A 21061-nucleotide genomic window follows, 5' to 3' on the forward strand; every position below is an offset into this window, starting at 1 on the left:
CTCAATTGGGGACAGGCACCCCCGCACTTATTTTTATTGAAAATGATCTTGGTTTTATTGGAAAAAATAAGTGCGGGGAGAGCCAGTCCCCGGAGGTAAATAAATAAGTTTCGCTGTAGTGCTATTAACAATTAACAAATAACAGATAACTGGGTTGCGGGCATAGCCCTCGTTAGTATTTAACGTGGGACAGTCCCCAGGCCTGGTGCCAGCAATCACCTTCGAGGACCCTCTGAATGGTTACGGGAAAAGAACCAAAGAAGGCCAGTCCGGGAAAGGCCCCGGCTGCACTTTCTCCTTTATATCCCAATGAAGTTTTTTTGCCAAGTACTGTTCATAATGCCCGGGACTAAATTTTTATGTATCTGTTTAGCGCTACAGCGAAACTTATGATTGACCTCCGGGGACTGGCTCTTTTGCCGCCGGGTTTTTTGAACAGTTGACAGTTTTCTATCGGCAAAAGTGCCTGTCCCCAACTGAGATACCATACTGTATTTTATAAGTTTCGCTGTAGTGTTAGCGCTTTGCATGTGGCACGGGCACTGGCTCTCCCCTGCTTTCCTCAGGCGGGCATTGCCAGCAACCAGGATAAGAAAAGAGTTGTTGAATACCCTGCGGGCCGGCTCTTTCTGGCTGTTTAATCACGCCACAGGCGTGACAGCCGGGAGCCTGGTCAAAAGGTTACCATTCACCTCTGCTGATGGCCTGAGGCGCTGACTGATACTTTCTGGAAAACATATTCCGGGTTTGATTGACATAGATCTTTGTTGGGGATACTTTTGCAGAAATTTTGAATTTAAACAAGGAGGTCCAAATTGAACAGCTTAATTTTCGGTCCCAACGGTAGTGGCAAAGGTGCACAGGGTTCCCTGGTGAAAAACAAGTATAATCTGTCCCACATTGAGTCCGGCGCCATTTTCAGGGAGCATATCAAGCAGGGCACTGAACTGGGCCAGAAAGCCAAGGAATACATTGACAAAGGTGAGCTGGTCCCGGACGAGATCACAGTTCCCATGGTCCTGGAGACCCTCAAGAAAGAGGGCGGGGGTGGATGGCTTCTGGACGGTTTCCCCCGCAACGTGGCCCAGGCCAAGATGCTGTGGGATGCCCTGCAGAAAGAGGGCATGAAGCTCAATTATGTCATAGAGGTACAGTTGTCCAGGGATACCGCCAAGAAGAGGATCATGGGCCGCAGGTTGTGTGCCAACGATCCAAATCACCCCAACAATATTTACGTTGATGTCATCAAGCCTGACGGCGACAAGTGCCGGGTTTGCGGAGGCGAACTCAAGACCAGGTCCGATGACCAGGACGAGGCCGCCATAGATAAACGCCACGATATCTATTATGATGCCCAGAACGGCACTCTGGCTGCGGCTTATTTTTTCAAAGATCTGGCAGGCAAGGAAGGTTTCAAGTACATTGAGCTGGACGGCAGCGGCAGCATTGACGAGGTAAGGGATGCGCTTCAGAAACAGCTGGACTAACAGTCCTGCATCTTCTGCGACCCTGCAGGCAAAATAATGAACCATTTTCCATCCGGAAACAAAATCTTTCCGGATGGAAAATGTTTAGAAACCTGCATCCACCCCCTGTTCCCGGCGAAAGCCCCCGGCGGGCTTTCCGCCCTCAACAACGGCCTGATTTAAGGAGCATGTATATGGAGATAAATATCGCCGCCCCCGTGCAGGAACCGCCCCTGGACAGGGCTTACGTGGTCAACATGAGCATCAAGTCTTTCAAGGGCAGAAAGGATGTAGAAGTCCATCTTTTTCGCGGGCACTGGGACCAGCAGGAACTTGAGGCGTATAACTGGTCCATAATCCTCGGAAAATCTCTGCAGGAGATGGAGGCCGGGGAAAGGGACGCGGTGCGGGTAATCATGGAAGCCTTTACCAGGGCAGAACGCGATCGCCTGGTGCAATATCTCCAGTCCCGCTACTCCGGGCGACTCACCTCCATAAACAGCGCCGCCCTGCCTTTTCCCGTGCCCGCAGGGGTGGTTCCCCTGGCGGATATGCCCGAAGATGAGAACCACGGCCGCATCCATCTGGAAAAGGTGCCTCACTACCCCCTGGATTTTTCAGTACAAGGGTTTTACGACTTAAGCGCCCATCCCCCCATTCTGCAGGATGACCAGATCTGAGCCGCGAAACAGGGACGACCATTTTTCAGGTTTTTTCTCAGCTCTGACTCCAAGTCTCAACTGATCCAGGAAAAAAGGTCGGGACACTTCAACTGCACCAAAGCGCAGCATATGCCTGGTAGTCTGCTGGCAATCCATCAGACGAAACCCTCTATGGTGCAAAAAACGGCATAAATATACCAGAGCGGTCTTGGAGGCATCTGGAATCCTGTAAAACATGGATTCTCCAAAAAAAACGCCTCCAAGTGCCACTCCGTATATGCCTCCGGCAAGCCGGCCCTGATGCCAGGCTTCCACGGAATGGGCAAAGCCCAGCCGGTGCAGCCGGATGTAAGCGCTGATCATTTCGGGGACAAGCCAGGTCCCGTACCCGCCGGGCCTGTGAATCCTGGAGCATAGTTCTATGACCGTTTCGAAGGCCTGATCTGAGGTTATAATGAATCTTCCGGCATTGATAACCCTGCGAAGGCTTCTGGGAATGTGGAGGTGCTCAGGAAAAAGCACCAGCCTGGGGTCAGGCGACCACCACAATATTGGTGACCCCGGGCCATACCAGGGGAATATGCCCCTTTTGTAGGCAGCCAGCAATCGGCCGGGAGTGAGATCCCCTCCGACTGCCAGCAACCCGTCCGGACCAGCCTGGCTGGGATGCGGAAATTCCGGATTGCGGGATAGGAAGGTTATGGTCACTTAAGTTTCAGCTGATCATTTTTTTTGTCGTGTTCTACCTTGACCACGGATTTTTTTTGCTGCTGTTCAAATAGAAGTTTTTCCGCCAGGGGGTCTTTGATCTGCTCCTGCACCAGCCTGGCAAGGGGCCTGGCCCCGAATGAGGGGTCATATCCCTTTTCAGCCAGCCAGGATCTGGCCGGTCCCGAGATTTCTACCTGGATTTTTTTACCCTTGAGCTGCTGGTTGAGTTCCTGGATGTTCTTGTCCACCACCTGCTTCATGACATCCTTGCTTAAAGCATTGAAAGGAATAATGGCGTCCAGGCGGTTTCGAAATTCGGGGCTGAACATGTTTTCCACGGCCTTGACACCTTTGGCGGTCAGATCCTCGGAGCTGTCCTGGCCGAAACCGATGCTTGGGGAGCTCATTTCCCTTGCCCCGGCATTGGAGGTCATAAGAAGAGTGACGTGACGAAAATCGGCTTTGCGTCCGCTGTTATCGGTGAGAGTGGCATAGTCCATGATCTGCAGCAGGATATTAAACATATCAGGATGGGCTTTTTCGATCTCGTCCAGGAGCAGGATGCTGTAAGGGTTTTTGCGGATCGCCTCTGTAAGAAGGCCGCCCTGGTCAAATCCCACATAGCCAGGAGGGGCTCCTATGAGTCTGGCGACGGCATGTTTTTCCATATATTCGCTCATGTCAAAACGGATAAAGCTGACCCCCATAACCTGGGCCATCTGTCTGGCAAGCTCTGTTTTGCCCACCCCGGTGGGGCCGATGAGCAGGAAGTTGCCAACGGTCTTGTTTTCCTCCCGCAGACCGGCCCTGGAGCGTTTCACGGCCCTGCTAAGGGCTTGAATGGCCTGGTCCTGGCCGAATATGGCATCTTTGAGCTGTACATCCAGGGTGAATAACTTTTCTTTATCTGAGGAGGAGACCTGCCTGGAAGGAATCTTGGCCATCCTGGAGACCACCTGTTCAATATCCCTGGGAGATATCTGTTTCTTGGTCCTGCCGGCCCCTGAAAGAACGAAAATGGAACCGGCCTCGTCCAGAACGTCAATGGCCTTGTCCGGCAGGTAGCGGTCGTTTATGTATCGTGCCGAAAGATCCACGGCCGCCTTCAGGGCCGAGGGCATGTATCTGACGTGATGGAATTCTTCGTAATATGGCTGCAATCCCTTGAGGATCTCCAGGCTTTCCCCGGTACTTGGTTCCGGCAGTTCAATCTTCTGGAACCTGCGGGAGAGGGCCTTGTCCTTTTCAAAATGGTTCTTGAACTCCTCATAGGTGGTGGAGCCTATACAGCGGACTTCTCCGGAAGCCAGAACCGGCTTCAGGATATTGGAAGCGTCCAGGGAACCACCGCTTGTGGCTCCGGCTCCCACAATAGTATGGATTTCATCAATGAAAAGGATGGCTCCGGAGATGTTCTTTATTTCCTTGATGACCCCCTTGAGCCTGTTTTCAAAGTCCCCCCTGAATTTGGTCCCGGCCAGCAGGGCACCCATGTCCAGAGCAAAAATTTTAGTTTCCACAAAAGGGTCCGGGACTTTTTTTTCCGCGATCTGCAGAGCCAGTCCTTCAGCCATGGCAGTCTTGCCGACCCCGGCGTCACCTACAAAAATGGGGTTGTTTTTTCTGCGCCGCAATAGCACCTGAATTACTCTTTTGAGCTCTTCCTCCCGTCCCACCAGAGGGTCAATGAGTTTTTTTCGTGCCTTTTCAACCAGATCCACTGTATAAAGGGCCAGGAAACTTTTCTCATTTTTCTCCCTGGGCTTGCAGCCGGAACAGGCCGATCCGGGCTTGTCTTTTTCCATACCGTGGGAGATATACTCCAGGATGTCCAGACGGCTCAACCCCTGTGACTGCAGGTAGTAGACAGCAAAGGTCTCTTCTTCTTCAAACATGGCAGCCAGAAGATCTCCGGCCTGTATCATATTCTTTCCGGAGGACTGGATCTGGGAGAGGGCCTTGTGCATAACCCTTTGAACCCCGATGGTCTGGACCACTTCACGGTCCCCAGTGGAGGGCATAATTTCCATGTGGTCGGAGAAAAATCTCTCCAGCTGGTTCTTGAGTTTAAACAGATCCACGCCGCAGTCTGACAAAACCTCCTTGCCCTTGTTGTCCATGAGGTAGGCATAAAGTATATGTTCCAGAGTCAGGTACTCATGGTGACGGACCTTTACTTCACGTATGGCCCTGGCGATTATTCTTTCCAGTTCTTTGCTTAACATTTATACCTCTTCCATAGTGCATTTCAGAGGGTATCCCTCTTTTCTGGCCATGCCGGCAACCATAGCCACTTTTGTCTCAGCCACTTCTCCGGTGTACACCCCGCAGACGCCTATTCCGTTTTTGTGGACACTAAGCATTATCTGCATGGCCTCAGCTTCTGTCTTGTGAAAAACTTTCTGAAGCACGTAAACAACGAATTCCATGGTAGTGTAATCGTCATTGTGCAGCAAAACCTTATAGCGCTTCGGTTCCTTGACCTGTTCTTCCGAGACAGTTCCTGGGGCGGGCAAAGTCTCTGTGAATTCTTTACTCATAGAATGTCAGCTTAATATTTTTTGTGCAAAAGTCAATAAACAACACTTTTAGCCATACAACGAAACTAATCTATGCCTCAAGGGGACTGGCTCTTCCGGCACCCACTTGAAGCTGAAAATCAGGCTCCAAAGGCACAAAAACGCATTCTGTCTTCTGTCAAAAAAACAAGGGCGGGGATCCAGTCCACGGAGGTCAATAAACAGGCTTCGTTGTAGTGTCAGATCCTGTTAGCATATTGCGTGTCTTAAATCAATACTCCACCCTTGCCAGGCAAAGCCCCCGGGCTGGTGCCGTGGCAGGGGCCAGGGTCCTGTCTCTGCTTTGCAGGATCGACGATATATCCGAGGGTGAGAGTCTGTTTCGGCCTGCCTGTACCAGGACGCCTACAATGTTTCTGGCCATCTGCTTCAAAAAACCGCTGGCCCTGATACTGAGCACAAGCTCCTGAGGAAAGGATCCTGTCTGGAAACTGATGTCCAGGATAGTTCTGGTAGTGTCTTTGATCTGTGTACCCTTGTTCATGAAGGAGGTGAAATCATGGGTTCCAAGCAGACGGCCTGCAGCCTCCTTCATGGGCTGGATTTCCAGGTGTCCTGTATTCCATACAAAATTTCTTCGCTGAGGGTAAAAAAAAGCACTGCTGATCCACAGGGTGTAAAAATATTCCTTTGTCAGGGCGCAAAACCTGGCATGAAAGTCTCTGGCCGCTTCCCGGCAATCCACTATCCGTATGTTATGGGGCAAAACAGAGTTCAAAGCCCGCTGCCAGGGGATATGTTCAAAACCCTGCGGTGAATCGAAGTGGGCCACCTGGCCCAGAGCATGTACACCGGCATCAGTCCGTCCGGCACCGTGGATGCGGACATGCTTGCAACAGATGCGGAACATGGCTTTTTCCACCTCCGCCTGGATGGTCAGGCCTTTGTCCTGGATCTGCCACCCCTGGTAGGCTGTGCCGTCATACGCCAGAATAAGCATAAAACGCATTGCCAGTCACCCTTGCTGATTTTTTTGATTTGTATCTGTTTAGCGCTTTGCATGTAGCACGGGGACAGGCTCTTCCGGGACCCGCTTGTCCCAAAAAAAAGAGTCGATTTGAGCACAAAATGATGCTCAAGCGGGTCCCGGAGCTGCCTGTCCCCTGCTTTCCTTTAAAGCGCTGAACAGATACTTTGCTTTAAAGATGTTCTTGTAAGCGCCTCACCCGGGCACGCCCGGGACCGAACCTGTAAGTAATCCACACCTCTCGTTCCCAGGCTGGAGCCTGGGAACGAGAGGTAACCAGGAACGAAGAACCAGGAACCACGAACCGATTTTTACGACCAACATGTTGGTTTGAAATTTGTACTAAGCGCCTAAAGTACCGTCTCAGGGGTCAATGGTGTTGAAATTCATGCCCTGGCTCAGGTTTTTGATGTGCATGGTCTCCTGGATGTCATTGATGGTGGCTGATTTGTTCTTTGACCATGCAGGGGCTAGCAGTTCATTGACGGCAGGATCTCCGGTGATCCTGTGAATCACTATATCAGGGCGCAGGCTGGTCAGGGCTGCAACTGCCCACTGCACGTATTCTTCCCGGCCAAGCGGCGTGTAATGCCCCTGCATCCACCAGCGGGCCAGGGGGGTATTTTTGCAGACATACAGGTTGTGGAGCTTGATCCCCTGTACCGGGAGGCGGTTGACAAAGTCTATTGTATTCAAAAAAATCTGCAGGTTTTCACCGGGAAGACCTGCTATGATGTGTGCGCAGACCTTGAGCCCCTGTTCCCGGGCCAGTCCGCAGGCATACTCAAAGTCCAGGGGAGTATGTCCCCTGTTTATGAGCTTAAGGGTGTCCCGGCTACAGCTTTGAAGGCCCAGTTCAAGCCAAATCTCCCGGGCGGGGAACTCGGCCAGGATACTGATTTTCTCTCTGTCAAGGCAGTCAGGCCTGGTGCCCACGCACAACACCTCAACTCCAGGCAGAAACTCAAGTTGCTGAAGAGTCAGTTCAAGCTGTGACTTTGGGCCGTATGTGTTGCTGTAAGACTGCAGGTATGCTGCAAAAACAAGATTTTTGTGCCTGGCCAGATATTTATCCCTCAGGTAAAGATACTGCTCTTTCAGGCCCATTCCCCCGGCGTAAAGCCCGGTACCGGATCCACTGGGATTGCAGAAAATGCAGCCGTTTCTGGAAAGGGTTCCATCCCGGTTGGGGCAGTCAAAACCGGCATCCAGAGGGATTTTCTGTACTCTGGTGTTAAAAATTTTTTTCCAGTAGTCTGACAACGTGTTGTAATATTTCATACTCGAAAAAACGCAGGACTGTCATATTGCCTGTTGTGTTGAATTCTGGTAATATTTCTGTTTGAGCATGTGCTAAAATATTGAATTGACGGTTTTCATCCCTAATGTATCTGTTTAGCGCTTTGCATGTGGCACGGGGAAGAGCCAGTCACCGTTCCACATGCATAGCGCTGAGCAGGTACAGAAAAATGCAATAAATCCACAGTGTTGTACGAGAATGCTTGGCTGTCCAGCTGCCGGTAAAAGAGTGCAAACAGTTTCCTGTCATAAAACCCGGCAGAGCTGGTGGAATGAGACTACTGCAAATTTTTTTGAATATATTTTGAATATATTAAGTCCATAAACTCCTGGGGTCAATTCCGGCTCCAGAAACAGGCTGCTCCCAATATTTTGCTTGCCAACAACCTTAAATCCCGGATACGTGAAACTGAAAAGCTGTATCGGGCATATATCTGAGCGGAGATAAGTATGACGAGAATTCTGGACCGAATGTTCGGTGCTGTATCCAACGACCTGGCTATAGATCTGGGGACGGCCAATACCTGTGTTTATGTTAAAGGCAAAGGAATTGTCCTGCGTGAACCATCTGTGGTTGCGGTGAAAAGGGATTTGCGCGGAAATCACAAAGTTCTGGCTGTGGGCATGGAAGCCAAGAGAATGCTGGGGCGTACCCCGGGCAATATTACGGCTATCAGACCCATGAAAGACGGTGTAATAGCTGATTTCGAAGTGACCGAGGCCATGCTCAGGCATTTTATAAGCAAGGTTCATAACAGCAGGCGTCTGGTCAGGCCGCGCATAATCATCTGCGTACCTACGGGCATTACCCAGGTTGAAAAAAGGGCTGTTAAAGAGTCAGCCCAGAGTGCCGGGGCCAGGGAAGTTTATCTCATCGAAGAACCCATGGCCGCGGCCATAGGTGCCAATCTGCCCATAACCGAACCAACTTCAAATATGATAGTAGACATCGGTGGAGGAACAACAGAGGTGGCTGTGATATCCCTGTCCGGAATTGTGTACAGCAAGTCCGTCCGGGTGGGGGGGGACAAGATGGATGACTCCATCAAACACCATGTCAAGCGCAAATACAACATGCTCATAGGGGAAAGCAATGCTGAAATCATCAAAAATACCATTGCTTCGGCATACCCCCTGGATGACGAGCAACAGATGGTGGTCAAGGGCAGAGACCTGGTATCCGGCATCCCCCAGAATATCACCATCACCTCTGAAGAGGTGCGCAGAGCCATCTCAGAACAGGTGGAAAGCATTGTTCAGGCGGTGCGGATCGCCCTGGAACAGACACCTCCTGAGCTTGCTTCCGACATTGTCGACCGCGGGATCGTTTTAACCGGGGGCGGCGCTTTGCTCAAGGGACTTGACAGGCTGCTCATGGACGAAACCGCTCTGCCCATAACGGTCATAGACGATCCCCTTTCCACTGTGGCTCTGGGGTCGGGCAAGGTCCTGGACAACCTGGATGTACTCAAGGAGGTAACCATAGATTAACCTGGAAGTGACAACCAAAAAAGCAATCGGCGTATTCATGATATTTGTGGCCCTTTACCTGGGCCTATATACCTGGAACGCCCGCACAGGGATACTGGACCGTCTGGCTGCAAATACAGGTCTGGAGGTAGTGGGTTGGGTCATTAAGCCGGGGGTCCGTTTACATTCCATAGCCGAGGAATTCTGGGACAGATACGTGTACCTTATGGATGTGCACCAGGAAAACAAAAAGCTCCGGGAGGAAGTGGATAAGCTCAGGGTGAAGGTGGCGGCCAAATCTGAAATGGCTGCCTTTGCAAGACGCATGGAAGAGCTCCTGGAATTCACCCCTCCTCCAGGATGGACCAGCAGAGGATTACGGGTAGTGGCCCATAATTATGGCCCCCTGGGGGTACTGGAGTCCATTATCGTGGACAAAGGCAGACTGCAGGGCTTAAGCCCCAACATGCCGGTGGTGACTCCGGAAGGGGTTCTAGGCAGGACATTTAAAACAGGCCTCAATTTTTCTACAATACTGCTGGTTACAGACCCCAACAGCCGGATACCGGTTTTGAGTTCCACTTCCAGGACTCCCGGGATAGTCGCCGGTCAGGGACGCGGCAAGCCCCTGACAGTAGAATATGTGCATCTTAATGCGCCTCTGCAGAAAGGGGAATACCTCATGACTTCAGGCACAGCCGGGATATATCCCAAGGGCTTGCCTGTAGCCAGGGTAAACAGTGTGGAGAGGTCCGAGATACGTCTTTTTCAGCTCGTGGAGGCTGAAAAACTGGTCTCGGTCATGGACAGGGAAGAAGTGCTGGTTTTAGATAATATCACAAAGTTAAGAACTGATTATCTGGGCTTCGATGGTATCATCTGGGATTTTTCAGAAGGTGATGACTCTCTCGAATACTGGTGAGCCCGGGTTTCAGCAGGCATTCCATAAAAGGGAAGGGGTTCTGTTTAAGCACATAGCCTTCTGGGCTGCATTCACCATTTTGGGTATCTGGGGGCAGTATTTCATGCCGGGCATGGATTTCTTCTCCCCTGGACTGGTGGTGCTTGTACAGTCTGGTTACTACAGTACAGCCCTGTGGATGGGGTTATTATGGATGCTTTTGCTGGAAGGTTCAGGCAATCTGGCCTTTGGAACGGTCATCCTTTACTATTCAGGTCTCTTGGCGGCTTATTTTTCGGCCAGTGCCTTTTTTGAAGCCAAAAACCTTTTGTTCATGGCCATTTTATACCTGTTTTTATCGGTGCTCAAAAAGGTCCTTATCCAGGTCATGGCCGGTATGCAGGGATTAGGTCAGTCTGTTGATTTTGCCCTGGAGCCGGTGCTTGTTCAGTTTGTCTTGTATTTTTTACTCTGGTGTATAACTTTTTATGTTTTTCATAAGTGTTTGATGCATGAGCCTGTTCGAGGAAAAAAGTCTGCTGCGTGAAAGACTGGGGTACAATTTTTTATTATTCCTGGTTGTGGCTCTTTTCTGTATTTTTGCAGTCCGCCTGTGGTATCTGCAGGTATACAAGGCGGAATTTTTTTTTCAGAAGGCTCAGGAAAACGTTCAGCGCAGGCAACTGGTCTATGCCCCCAGGGGGCTGTTTATGGATCGCGAAGGCAGGTTATTGGCCGTCAACGAACCTTCATACAGCCTGGCCATTGTGCGGGAGGATACACCTGACATAGAGCGTACCCTGAAACAGATCAGCAGATGGGCCAACATCCCTCTGGAGCAGCTGCAATTTGAGTTTGAGCGCGGTCGCAATATGGTCAGATCTTTTGAAAAGCAGGTTCTGGTATCCAACCTGACTTTTGAGCTTTTGACTGTTGTTGAAACTGAACTGCCTTACTGGCCGGGGGTCAAGATTGTGGTGCAACCCAGGAGAAAATATCTGCAGGGGGAAGTGCTTGCCCACGTGCTGGGTTATGTGGCACAGGCCAACCAGGAAGAGCTTAACCGGGATCCCGGGCTTCGTCTTGGGGATAATATCGGTAAACACGGTCTGGAACTTACCATGGAGCAGACCGTTCGCGGCATCAAGGGGCGTAAACTGCAGGAAGTGGACGCAGCAGGCAGAGTGCTGCGTGAAAAAATGCTGGAAGAACCCAGGTCCGGACAGAATGTACAACTAAGCATTGATCTGAAACTTCAAGAACATATTCACTCCGCAATGCAGGGAATAACCGGAGCGGTGGTGGTACTGGATGCGGATACCGGGCAGGTCAGGGCCATGGTGAGCACCCCGGCTTATGACAATAACAAATTTGTCTTCGGTATATCCCACGCTGACTGGAATGAGCTTATCGAAAACCCGCATCGACCACTGCGCAACAGGACCATCCAGAACGCCTACCCTCCGGGCTCGGTTTTCAAGCCCGTCATGGCCGCCCTGGGCCTGGAAGAGGGTTTTGATCCGGAAGAAGAAATTTTCTGCAGGGCCCGCTACAGGCTGGGAAACCGTGTATTCAGGTGCTGGCATCCTCATGGACATGTCAACATGAATAAATCTCTGGTTCAATCATGTGACACATATTATTACAAACTGGCCCGCAAGCTGGGTGTGGACAAGATGAGTCCATTTGCAAAGGCCAGTGGCTTAGGCCGGCCTACCGGCATTGACCTTCCCCACGAAAGAAGCGGCATTATCCCGGACAGGACCTGGAAACTACATAATATGGGCGAGGCCTGGAGAGGGGGAGACAACCTGAACATGGTCATAGGTCAGGGCTTTGTGCAGACCACACCCCTCCAGATGGCAGTTGTTACCGCAGCCATGGTTAATGGAGGCATACTTTACAGGCCGAGCCTGATCCTGGACGAAAAGAGGCTGGATCCTGAAGCCCTTCCATGGCAGGAGGAAACCCTTGATTTTATTTACCAGGCCATGGTGGATACTGTGGAAAAGGAGCGCGGGACAGCCAGAAGACTCAGGACCAGGGATGTGATTGTGGGAGGCAAGACCGGTACCTCCCAGGTGGTGCGTCTTCTACCGGAACATGCCGAAGACGATCCGGAAGCGGTGGACTACTGGCTCAGGCATCACGGCTGGATGATCAGTTTTGCCCTCAAGGGAGAAAAAAGATATGCAGTCGCCGCGCTGGTTGAGCATGGTGGTTCCGGAAGCCGGGCAGCTGGTCCTGTGGTCAGGACCATTTACGACTATATTTTTTCCGTGGATAATCAAACCGGGCAGGTGATGCAGTGATAGACAGGCAGCTTGTCCTGCATATAAACTGGTATCTTCTGGGGCTTACTGTCCTTTTGTTCGCAGCAGGAGTGCTCAACCTTTACTCAGCCAGCGCCTTTCGTCTGAGCGAAGGCACAACCCTGAACAATTTTTACAGCAGACAGCTGGTCTGGGGTTGTGCAGGGCTGCTGGCCATGCTGCTGTTTATGATCATAGATTACAGGCATTTCCGGTTTCTTTCATGGTATATCTACATTGTTTCCCTGGTTTTGCTTGCCTGCGTTTTTTTCTGGGGGGTTTCTATTTACGGAGCGCAGAGGTGGCTGAGCCTGGGGTTTGTAAGCTTTCAGCCCAGCGAACTGGTGAAAGTCGGAGTTATTATTCTTACGGCCCATGTGCTGTCCAACAATGAACACCCCCTTAAACTCAAGGATCTCATCAAGGTCCTTATCATAGCCATCATCCCGGTGGTAATTGTGGCCAGGCAGCCTGACCTGGGCTCAGCCCTGGTCATACTCTTTATTCTTGGTGGCATTATTGTTTATCAGGGTATAGATAGAAAGATTGTAAAAATTTTACTGGTGCTTCTGCCCATGCTGGCTCCATTATTCTGGTTTCTGCTGCAGGATTATCAGAAAACCAGGCTCCTGAGCTTTATCAACCCTGCTCAGGATCCGCTGGGTTCAGGCTACCATGTGATACAGTCTCAAATAGCCGTAGGCTCAGGAGGATTCTGGGGCAAGGGATTTATGGAAGGCACCCAGAGCCAGCTCAGGTTTCTTCCGGAAAAACATACGGATTTTGCTTTTTCAGTTTTTGGTGAAGAGTGGGGTTTTTTGGGTGCCCTGGTGCTTCTAATTATTTTCTGCGCCTTTTTGTATCAGGTGCTGTCTGCTTCTCAGGAGGCCAAGGACCGGTTCGGCTCTCTTCTGTGCGTAGGAGTTTTTTTTTATTTTTTTCTTCAGATAATGGTTAACATGGGGATGGTCCTGGGCTTATTGCCGGTAGTGGGCATCCCTTTGCCGTTTATCAGCTATGGAGGTACATCGGCTATGGTGAATTTTATAATGGTCGGGCTGGTAATCAATGTTTCCATGCGTCGATACTTGTTCAAGAGCTGAAATATTATGTTTAAATTATTTAAACCTGCTGATAAAGCTAAAGGAGCGGCAATGGGCAAAGACGAGATCAATGCTTTTATGGGGGCAGGCACCTCCTACAAAGGCAGGCTGGCATTCAAGGGAACGGTGAGGCTTGACGGTGAATTCGAGGGTGAGATTGATTCCGAAGGCACTCTTATCGTGGGCCAGGATGCTATGGTAAAGGGTACTGTAACTGTTGGGCAACTGGCCCTGAGTGGTACCCTGGAGGGTGATGTAAGGGCTCAGAGCAAGATCACGCTTTATAAGCAGGCTAATATAAACGGGATCATCAACACTCCCATCCTGATGGTGGAAGAGGGTGCTGTAATCAAAGGCGAAATCAACATGGATGGTAACAAAGATGAACTAAAAAGACAGGGAGAGGGAGATTTGCAGGCGGAGGAAGAGGTCTAGTTTTTTGATCAGGGGGTTATGGATTGAAGGATGATTTGGGTCAGGGGAGATATAATTATCAGCAACTGGAAAGAAAGTCTTTCGGGAAGGAAACCAGCCAGTAGTTCCTGGCGGATCAAAAAGTTATGATCTTGCCGGCAAGGTGAAGGGCCATAAAAAATTCATTTATTCAGAAACTTTGAAAACCATGTGAAAATTTGCGCGAATTGCAAAATTTTTATTCAGATCATTTCACCTTCAGTCTAGGGCTGAAGTGTTTTAAAACCTTATATTACAGGTGATTGGCTGAAATTTTCCCCCCGGGGAAAAAAAGGAAAAAGCCTTTGACACCAGCTTGCAAATTGGCTAAAGGAATTAAGAAATTTGACAGGCAAAGCCAGCTTTGAACAAAAATTCACATTCTCCGGAGGGCCTATGATTGAACTAAATGTCACCTTTTTTATCCAACTGGTCAATTTTTTTATTGTCCTGTTGCTGCTTAACCTGATTCTGTATAAGCCGATTAGAGGTATGCTTCGAAAACGTGCTGAAATCATGAGTCAGAAGGTCGCAGATGTCGAAAGCTTCAATTCCAGAGCGGATGAAAAGCTTCAAACCTATGAAAAGGAGTTGGAGAAGGCGCGGTTGAAAGCCCAGGAACTCAGACAGGAAAAAAAGAACGAGGGTCTGGATAGGGAAAAGCAGGTTGTGCAGTCCGCTTCAGAGGAGGCAGCCTCTATTCTGCAGTCTGCCCGGGAAAAGGCGATTAAGGACAAGGAGAGCGCTTTGACTGCGCTTAAGAAGCAGGTGGATAAGTTTGCAGGCAAGGCTACAGATAAAATCTTGGGCAAGGCCTAAATTTTTAAAGGGGGGCTTACGCGGTGAACACTAAAACAAAGTTACTGATTCTGGGGGCTGTACTGCTGGTGGCTGCGATATTCAATCTGGCTGATCCCCTGAGTCTTCCCGAAGATGCCAGGGATCAGATCTGGAGAGTGATAAACTTCATCATCTTTTTGACTGTCATCTATTATGCAGGCGGCAAAAAGATCTTTGAGTTTTTCCCCAGCCGCAGCAACGAAATTGAAACAGAGTTAAAGGATCTGGAGACCCGACGCAAGGAGGCCGAGCAGAAGCTGCAGGATGTTGAAGAAAGTATATCCAACCTTGAACAGGAAAGGGCCCAGATACTCGAGCAAGCCAAGTCCCAGGGCGAGACCCTGAAGGAGCAGATAGTCGCCAAGGCCGAAGCCCAGGCGGCTCAAATCAAAGAGCAGGCCAGTGTTTCCGCCCAGCAGGAAGCCAAGCTGGCCCTGCAGGAAATCCGTGCAGAAATGGCCGAAAAGGTGGTTCAGTCCACAGAGGCCATGATCAAGAAAAAGTTGAAGGCCGAGGACCACAAGGCTCTGATTAATGACAGCTTAACAAGGGTGGTGCTAAATTGATAGGTAATATTGTAGCCAGGAGATATGCCCGAGCCCTTTTCGCCCTGGGGCACAAGCAGGGTGAAAAGGAGCTGAAGGCTTACGGTGACGATTTGGCCAAAATTGCGGATGTCCTGGAGGGCTCACCAGAGTTGTACAGGATTTTTCGCAATCCTGTTATCAGCGTGTCCGAGAAAAAGGGGATCTTGAACAAGGTCCTGGATAAGCTGAACCCCAGTAAAACCATTTCCAACTTTTGCCAGCTGCTCGCTGACAAGGGCAGGCTGGATCATCTCACAGAGATACAGGTCTATTATGCCAAGCTTCTGGATGACTACCAGGGTGTCCTGCGTGGAGAGATAGTCACCGCCATCAAACTGGCTGAAAATCTCAAACAGGATATTCTGGGCAAACTCGAAAAACAGACCGGAAAGCAAATTGTTCTGGATTACAAGGTTGATCCCGAAATTGTCGGCGGACTGGTCTTACAGGTCGGGGACAAGGTGCTGGATGCCAGTATAAAGGCGCAACTGCAAATTCTGAAAGAAAACATCAAAAGGGGTGAGTAGGGCTATGCAAATAAAAGCAGAAGAAATCAGCCAGATTATTGAAGGTCAGATCAAGGATTACGAAAAGCGTGTAGAAATGAGCGAGACCGGAGTGGTCCTGTCCGTGGGCGACGGCATAGCCCGTGTCTATGGGGTGGAAAAGGCCCAGTCCCTGGAGATGCTCGAGTTTCCGGGAGGTGTTATGGGCCTGGCTCTCAACCTGGAGGAAGACAACGTCGGTTGTGCTCTTTTAGGGGAGGACGTTCATATCAAGGAGGGTGATCTGGTCAAAAGGACCGGCCGTATCGCCTCGGTACCGGTGGGCGAAGCAGTTGAAGGCCGGGTTATTGACCCTGTGGGCAATCCCCTGGACGGCCTGGGACCTATTGAAACCAAGGAAACCAGAAATGTTGAGGTTATTGCACCAGGAGTGGTTGTACGCAAGCCTGTTCATGAGCCCATGTATACCGGTCTCAAGGCCATCGATGCCATGACCCCGGTCGGACGTGGACAGCGCGAACTCATCATCGGCGACCGCCAGATCGGCAAGACGGCTATTTGCATTGATGCCATCCTGGCCCAGAAAGAAACGGACATCCATTGCATCTATGTTGCCATCGGCCAGAAAAAATCCACTGTCGCCCAGGTGGTGGATACTTTGAAACAGTACGGCGCCATGGACTATACTACAGTTATCTCCGCCACAGCTTCCGAGCCTGCACCCATGCAGTACATTGCCGCCTATGCCGGCTGCACCATGGGCGAATATTTCAGGGACAAGGGTCAGCATGCGCTGATCATGTATGACGACCTGTCCAAGCATGCTGTGGCTTACCGCCAGATGTCCCTGCTCTTGAGGCGCCCTCCCGGACGAGAGGCTTATCCAGGCGACGTTTTTTACCTGCACTCCAGGCTGCTGGAAAGGGCGGCCAAAATGGGCGATAAACTAGGCAGCGGATCATTGACAGCACTGCCCATCATCGAGACCCAGGCCGGAGACGTTTCCGCCTACATCCCCACCAACGTCATCTCTATCACCGATGGTCAGATCTATCTTGAGCCCGGCCTTTTCTACGCAGGTGTCAGGCCGGCCATCAACGTGGGACTTTCGGTATCCCGGGTAGGTGGTGCCGCCCAGATCAAGGCGGTGAAGAAGGTTGCTGGTACACTGCGTCTGGACCTGGCCCAGTACAGGGAACTGGCTGCTTTCGCCCAGTTCGGTTCCGAGCTTGATGCGGCAACCCAGAAGCGCCTGACCAGAGGTGAGAGGCTTGTGGAACTTCTCAAACAGCCCCAGTATAAGCCCATGCCTGCTGAAGAACAGGTTGTTTCTCAGTTCTGCGGTGCCCGTGGGTACCTGGATGATCTGCCCGTTGAGCAGGTCAGCAAATTTGAATCCGAACTTCTGGAATTTTTCAAGAGTCAAAAGCCTGAAATACTAAAGGAGATCAAAGATACAGGAGACATCAGCAGCGAGCTGGACAGCAAGATGACAGCTGCCATGGATGAGTTCAAAAAGACTTTTAAGGCTTAAAGCGGGAGAGATAAATGGCATCATTCAGGGAGATCCAAAGAAAAATCGGCGCGGTCAAAAAGACCAAGCAGATAACCAAGGCCATGAATATGGTGGCCTCGGCTAAACTGCGCGGTGCTCAGGACCGTATAGAGCGCTTCAAACCTTACGCCGAGAAATACTATGAAATCCTTTCCGATCTTTCCGCAAGGGTGGATCCCGGCATTCATCCTTTGCTGGAGCAGAGAGATGAGGTCAAAAGCGTGGGCATCATCCTGGTTACCTCGGATAAAGGTCTTTGCGGAGCATTCAACAGCAATCTGATCAACACATGCACAAAACTGGCTAAAGAAAAAGCCGACCAAGGCAAAGAGATCAAACTGTTCTGTGTAGGCAAGAAGTGCTATGATTTTTTCCGCAGGAGGAAATTCAATATTCTGGAAGCCTATCCGGAAGTCATGGGCAGTTTTGATTTTCAGCTGGCCAACGATATCGGTACGAAAGTCATCAACAGCTATCTGGAACAGGAAATGGATGAAGTTCAGCTGGTTTATGGAGAATTTTATTCCATGGTCAAACAGGTCCCGCGAACTTCCCAGGTCCTTCCTGTGGTCCAGGCTGAAGATACGGGCGAAGGTCCTCAGAGCGAGTACCTATTTGAGCCCTCTGTCGAGGGCCTGCTGGCCGAGATTCTGCCCAGGTACATCAAGGTTCAGGTCTATAGGGGACTGCTGGACACGTCCTGCAGCGAGCATGCAGCCAGGATGACGGCCATGGACAACGCCACCAGGAACTGCGACGAAATGGTGGAGAAATTGACCCTGGCCTACAACAAGGCCAGACAGGCAGCGATTACATCCGAACTTATGGATATAGTCGGCGGTGCTGAAGCACTAAGATAAAATAAGCATTACAGGGAGCATTAAAACATGAGTGCACAAAATATCGGCAAAATTGTACAGGTCATCGGGAATGTCGTGGATTTTGAGTTCCCGGAGGGCAAACTTCCAAGCATTATGAACGCTGTTTATCTCAGCAATCCCACCATCTCCGATGAAAAGGACAATCTGGTGCTGGAAGTGGCCCAGCACCTGGGCAACAATGTGGTCCGTACCATTGCCATGGACGCCACAGACGGGCTCTCCAGGGGTATGGAAGGAAGGGATTCTGGAGACCCACTTAGGGTGCCCGTGGGAAAACCGACTCTTGGAAGGATCATGAACGTGGTTGGACGCCCAGTGGATGATAAGGGACCGATCCAGGCCGAACATTATTACCCCATCCACAGGCCTGCTCCCTCATTCGTTGAGCAGAGCACAACCATTGAACTTCTGGAGACCGGGGTAAAGGTTATCGATTTGATCATCCCCTTTCCCAAGGGCGGGAAGATGGGCATGTTCGGCGGTGCAGGAGTGGGCAAGACAGTTGTACTCATGGAGATGATCAACAACATCGCTAAACAGCACGGTGGTATCTCGGTTTTCGCCGGGGTAGGCGAACGGACCCGGGAAGGAAACGACCTGTATCTGGAAATGATCGAGGCCGGGGTTATAGACAAGGCTGCTCTTATCTACGGCCAGATGACCGAACCTCCCGGCGCCAGGGCCAGAGTAGGACTGACCGCTCTGACAGCTGCGGAATATTACCGGGACGAGGAAAACCAGGACGTGCTGCTGTTTATTGATAACATTTTCCGTTTCACCCAGGCCAACCAGGAAGTGTCTGCATTGCTTGGACGCATGCCTTCTGCTGTGGGTTACCAGCCGACTTTGGCTACTGACCTGGGTGCACTGCAGGAGAGGATCACTTCAACGGACAAGGGTTCAGTCACATCAGTGCAGGCGATTTACGTACCCGCCGACGACCTGACAGACCCTGCTCCGGCCACTACTTTTGCTCACCTGGACGGCAGTATCGTTCTTTCCAGGCCAATTGCCGAGCTCGGCATCTATCCTGCAGTGGATCCTCTTGACTCCACATCCAGGATACTTGACCCCAACGTGCTGTCCCACGAACACTATTCTGTAGCCCGTGAAGTGCAGATGACTCTGCAGAAGTACAAGGATCTGCAGGATATTATTGCCATTCTGGGGATGGAAGAGCTGTCTGAAGAGGACAAACTAACTGTTTCCAGAGCCAGAAAGGTACAGCGTTTTCTGTCTCAGCCTTTCCACGTGGCAGAAACATTTACAGGGAAGGCCGGGCGTTATGTCAAGCTTGAAGACACAATTCGCGGTTTTAGAGAAATACTGGACGGCAAGCACGATGAAATTCCAGAAGGCGCTTTCTACATGGTGGGCTCCATTGACGAAGCACTGGAAAAGGCTAAGGAGTTTTAACCTGACAGGACTGTCCAAATCTGTTCACCGGCTGGATGGCTGCGCCGCGCACCGGGATATGATGAATTTATCCACCCTGCGCGGCGCACTGAAGTCCTCCTAGGTATAAGTTCATGGTTTTTCAGTGCAACATCTGAAAAAAGTACGGAAACAGCCTGTGCGTATGTCGAACTGAAAAACACTGTACAGATACCATCCGAGGAATTTTACATCGGTCAGCCCGGAAAAGCGCAGTAAACACTGCCGGGCGACAGGATATATTCAACAGTCTGCGGGATACAAGGTGATAATATGGCTAATCTGATAAAATTGGAAATCGTCACGCCGGACAGAAATCTGATGAGCGAAGATGTGGAATATGTCGGCGCTCCAGGCGTCAGCGGTGAATTTGGAGTATTGCATAACCATACTCCTTTTCTGACTGCTCTGAGCATAGGAAGCCTTTTTTACAAAAAAGAGGGACGCAAATACTATGTATTTGTTTCTGGAGGCTTTACAGAAGTAACTCCGACCAAGGTGTCCATCCTGGCTGAAGTGGCTGAAAAAGCCGAAGAAATAAGCCTGGAAAGGGCTCGAAAAGCCAGGGAAAGAGCTGAGCAGCGTCTGCAGCAGGAAAAAGAACAAATCGACTACGCCAGGGCCAAGTCAGCCATGGCCAGGGCCATGTACAGGCTTAAGTGCAGGGATGAAGCGGTAAGCGCAGGCACCTGCAGCATGTAAATATTTGCCTTGCAGGGTATTTTATAACCCCGCACCTGCTCTAGCTACGCGGTTCAGAAATACAGCCACCCTTTGGAGGATGTATTTTCAGTGCAAATGGGCATATGGACCGGAAAACCCGTAGTTACAGCAGGTGCGGGGTTTTTTTGTGCTCTGCTAATCACATGGCTTACTGCCTGAGCTCAGGTTCGCAGGCCTCGTGCCTGCGGGTCGGCCTCCTGCCGGGTGAGCATACGGCTCCGAGAGGGAATGTCTCTCCCAGCTCGTATCTGTTTAGCGCTTTTAAGGAAAGCAGTGGTCAGGCTCTTTCGGGCTCCACTTGAGCATCATTTTATGCTCAGAATGACTCATTTCCGGGACAGGTGCGTCCCGGAAGAGCCAGTCCCCGTACCACCTGCAAAGCGCTAAACAGATACCCCATCACTTGTTTTTGTTCTAGACATAAAGGGGGGTATGATTTAAGTTGTCTCAAGCTTCACTGATGATTAATCTAATAAAAATTATCACTACTTTAGGCGCTTAGCACAAATTTCAAACAAACATGTTGGTCGTTAAAATCGGTTCGTGGTTCCTGGTTCTTCGTTCCTGGTTACCTCTTGTTCCCAGGCTGGAGCCTGGGAACAAGAAAAGAAA

The 21061-nt window shown here is 50.6% G+C and carries 20 protein-coding genes; 15 read left to right on the forward strand and 5 right to left on the reverse strand.

Features of this window, described 5'->3' with window-relative positions; translation table 11 throughout:
* Positions 1 to 815: 815 nt before the first annotated feature.
* Both QZP87_RS01255 and QZP87_RS01260 read left to right on the forward strand, forming a co-directional pair.
* The gene (locus tag QZP87_RS01255) at positions 816 to 1487 is read left to right on the forward strand and encodes an adenylate kinase (RefSeq protein ID WP_291321107.1); all 672 of its coding nucleotides are present in this window, start codon (positions 816 to 818) and stop codon (positions 1485 to 1487) included.
* Positions 1488 to 1660: 173 nt separating this feature from the next.
* Complete coding sequence (locus QZP87_RS01260; RefSeq protein WP_291321108.1) at positions 1661 to 2146, forward strand: hypothetical protein; 486 nt, start codon at positions 1661 to 1663, stop codon at positions 2144 to 2146.
* Here QZP87_RS01260 and aat read toward each other — a convergent pair.
* The 5 genes from aat to QZP87_RS01285 all read right to left on the reverse strand — a co-directional run bounded on the left by aat (position 2105) and on the right by QZP87_RS01285 (position 7666).
* Positions 2105 to 2836, reverse strand: coding sequence for a leucyl/phenylalanyl-tRNA--protein transferase (gene aat / locus QZP87_RS01265; RefSeq protein ID WP_291321109.1), 732 nt, complete (start codon positions 2834 to 2836; stop codon positions 2105 to 2107). The two genes, QZP87_RS01260 and aat, sit on opposite strands and share 42 nt — an antisense overlap.
* Positions 2833 to 5064: an ATP-dependent Clp protease ATP-binding subunit ClpA gene (gene clpA, locus QZP87_RS01270; RefSeq protein ID WP_291321110.1), complete on the reverse strand. Its 2232-nt coding sequence runs from the start codon at positions 5062 to 5064 to the stop codon at positions 2833 to 2835. The genes aat and clpA overlap by 4 nt, the downstream gene beginning before the upstream one ends.
* A complete protein-coding gene (clpS, locus tag QZP87_RS01275; protein WP_291321111.1) occupies positions 5065 to 5379 on the reverse strand; it encodes an ATP-dependent Clp protease adapter ClpS in 315 nt (104 codons plus the stop codon). It abuts the gene before it with no gap.
* Positions 5380 to 5629: 250 nt separating this feature from the next.
* On the reverse strand, positions 5630 to 6367 hold the full coding sequence (truA, locus tag QZP87_RS01280; RefSeq protein ID WP_291321112.1) for a tRNA pseudouridine(38-40) synthase TruA: 738 nt from the start codon (positions 6365 to 6367) through the stop codon (positions 5630 to 5632).
* Positions 6368 to 6748: 381 nt separating this feature from the next.
* Positions 6749 to 7666, reverse strand: coding sequence for a TIGR01212 family radical SAM protein (locus QZP87_RS01285; protein WP_291321113.1), 918 nt, complete (start codon positions 7664 to 7666; stop codon positions 6749 to 6751).
* Positions 7667 to 8134: 468 nt separating this feature from the next.
* Here QZP87_RS01285 and QZP87_RS01290 point away from each other — a divergent pair, with 468 nt between their 5' ends.
* The 13 genes from QZP87_RS01290 (at position 8135) to QZP87_RS01350 (ending at position 20428) form a co-directional block, all read left to right on the forward strand.
* Positions 8135 to 9175 (forward strand): rod shape-determining protein, encoded by a 1041-nt coding sequence (locus tag QZP87_RS01290; RefSeq protein ID WP_291321114.1) that lies wholly within the window; start codon positions 8135 to 8137, stop codon positions 9173 to 9175.
* A 7-nt stretch (positions 9176 to 9182) separates the two neighbouring features.
* Positions 9183 to 10076 (forward strand): rod shape-determining protein MreC, encoded by an 894-nt coding sequence (gene mreC / locus QZP87_RS01295; protein WP_291321115.1) that lies wholly within the window; start codon positions 9183 to 9185, stop codon positions 10074 to 10076.
* Positions 10054 to 10602 (forward strand): hypothetical protein, encoded by a 549-nt coding sequence (locus tag QZP87_RS01300; RefSeq protein ID WP_291321116.1) that lies wholly within the window; start codon positions 10054 to 10056, stop codon positions 10600 to 10602. Before mreC ends, QZP87_RS01300 begins: the two co-directional genes overlap by 23 nt.
* Complete coding sequence (gene mrdA / locus QZP87_RS01305; protein WP_291321117.1) at positions 10568 to 12367, forward strand: penicillin-binding protein 2; 1800 nt, start codon at positions 10568 to 10570, stop codon at positions 12365 to 12367. Before QZP87_RS01300 ends, mrdA begins: the two co-directional genes overlap by 35 nt.
* Positions 12364 to 13470 (forward strand): rod shape-determining protein RodA, encoded by a 1107-nt coding sequence (rodA, locus tag QZP87_RS01310; protein ID WP_291321118.1) that lies wholly within the window; start codon positions 12364 to 12366, stop codon positions 13468 to 13470. The genes mrdA and rodA overlap by 4 nt, the downstream gene beginning before the upstream one ends.
* Before the next feature lie 51 nt (positions 13471 to 13521).
* On the forward strand, positions 13522 to 13905 hold the full coding sequence (locus QZP87_RS01315; RefSeq protein ID WP_291321119.1) for a polymer-forming cytoskeletal protein: 384 nt from the start codon (positions 13522 to 13524) through the stop codon (positions 13903 to 13905).
* A 414-nt stretch (positions 13906 to 14319) separates the two neighbouring features.
* Positions 14320 to 14742 (forward strand): ATP synthase F0 subunit B, encoded by a 423-nt coding sequence (locus QZP87_RS01320; RefSeq protein WP_291321120.1) that lies wholly within the window; start codon positions 14320 to 14322, stop codon positions 14740 to 14742.
* A 23-nt stretch (positions 14743 to 14765) separates the two neighbouring features.
* Complete coding sequence (locus QZP87_RS01325) at positions 14766 to 15329, forward strand: ATP synthase F0 subunit B (RefSeq protein ID WP_291321121.1); 564 nt, start codon at positions 14766 to 14768, stop codon at positions 15327 to 15329.
* Positions 15326 to 15877: an ATP synthase F1 subunit delta gene (gene atpH / locus QZP87_RS01330; protein ID WP_291321122.1), complete on the forward strand. Its 552-nt coding sequence runs from the start codon at positions 15326 to 15328 to the stop codon at positions 15875 to 15877. Before QZP87_RS01325 ends, atpH begins: the two co-directional genes overlap by 4 nt.
* Positions 15878 to 15881: 4 nt before the next feature.
* Positions 15882 to 17390, forward strand: coding sequence for a F0F1 ATP synthase subunit alpha (atpA, locus tag QZP87_RS01335; protein WP_291321123.1), 1509 nt, complete (start codon positions 15882 to 15884; stop codon positions 17388 to 17390).
* A gap of 14 nt (positions 17391 to 17404) precedes the next feature.
* The gene (locus QZP87_RS01340) at positions 17405 to 18271 is read left to right on the forward strand and encodes a F0F1 ATP synthase subunit gamma (protein ID WP_291321124.1); all 867 of its coding nucleotides are present in this window, start codon (positions 17405 to 17407) and stop codon (positions 18269 to 18271) included.
* Between the two features lie 27 nt (positions 18272 to 18298).
* A complete protein-coding gene (atpD, locus tag QZP87_RS01345; protein WP_291321125.1) occupies positions 18299 to 19708 on the forward strand; it encodes a F0F1 ATP synthase subunit beta in 1410 nt (469 codons plus the stop codon).
* 291 nt (positions 19709 to 19999) lie between these two features.
* A complete protein-coding gene (locus QZP87_RS01350; RefSeq protein ID WP_291321126.1) occupies positions 20000 to 20428 on the forward strand; it encodes a F0F1 ATP synthase subunit epsilon in 429 nt (142 codons plus the stop codon).
* Positions 20429 to 21061 lie beyond the last annotated feature (633 nt).

The sequence above is a fragment of the Desulfonatronospira sp. genome (genome assembly GCA_003563255.1).
In the GTDB taxonomy this organism is placed as follows: domain Bacteria; phylum Desulfobacterota; class Desulfovibrionia; order Desulfovibrionales; family Desulfonatronovibrionaceae; genus Desulfonatronospira.

Excerpts from the sequence above, each read along its gene's own strand:
- QZP87_RS01290 (WP_291321114.1), top strand. The coding sequence starts at position 8,135 with ATGACGAGAATTCTGGACCGAATGTTCGGTGCTGTATCCAACGACCTG.
- QZP87_RS01300 (WP_291321116.1), top strand. The coding sequence starts at position 10,054 with ATGACTCTCTCGAATACTGGTGAGCCCGGGTTTCAGCAGGCATTCCAT.
- QZP87_RS01260 (WP_291321108.1), top strand. The coding sequence starts at position 1,661 with ATGGAGATAAATATCGCCGCCCCCGTGCAGGAACCGCCCCTGGACAGG.
- atpA (WP_291321123.1), top strand. The coding sequence starts at position 15,882 with ATGCAAATAAAAGCAGAAGAAATCAGCCAGATTATTGAAGGTCAGATC.
- truA (WP_291321112.1), bottom strand. The coding sequence starts at position 6,367 with ATGCGTTTTATGCTTATTCTGGCGTATGACGGCACAGCCTACCAGGGG.
- QZP87_RS01320 (WP_291321120.1), top strand. The coding sequence starts at position 14,320 with ATGATTGAACTAAATGTCACCTTTTTTATCCAACTGGTCAATTTTTTT.
- QZP87_RS01350 (WP_291321126.1), top strand. The coding sequence starts at position 20,000 with ATGGCTAATCTGATAAAATTGGAAATCGTCACGCCGGACAGAAATCTG.
- atpD (WP_291321125.1), top strand. The coding sequence starts at position 18,299 with ATGAGTGCACAAAATATCGGCAAAATTGTACAGGTCATCGGGAATGTC.
- QZP87_RS01340 (WP_291321124.1), top strand. The coding sequence starts at position 17,405 with ATGGCATCATTCAGGGAGATCCAAAGAAAAATCGGCGCGGTCAAAAAG.
- clpA (WP_291321110.1), bottom strand. The coding sequence starts at position 5,064 with ATGTTAAGCAAAGAACTGGAAAGAATAATCGCCAGGGCCATACGTGAA.
- clpS (WP_291321111.1), bottom strand. The coding sequence starts at position 5,379 with ATGAGTAAAGAATTCACAGAGACTTTGCCCGCCCCAGGAACTGTCTCG.
- mrdA (WP_291321117.1), top strand. The coding sequence starts at position 10,568 with ATGAGCCTGTTCGAGGAAAAAAGTCTGCTGCGTGAAAGACTGGGGTAC.
- QZP87_RS01315 (WP_291321119.1), top strand. The coding sequence starts at position 13,522 with ATGGGCAAAGACGAGATCAATGCTTTTATGGGGGCAGGCACCTCCTAC.
- QZP87_RS01285 (WP_291321113.1), bottom strand. The coding sequence starts at position 7,666 with ATGAAATATTACAACACGTTGTCAGACTACTGGAAAAAAATTTTTAAC.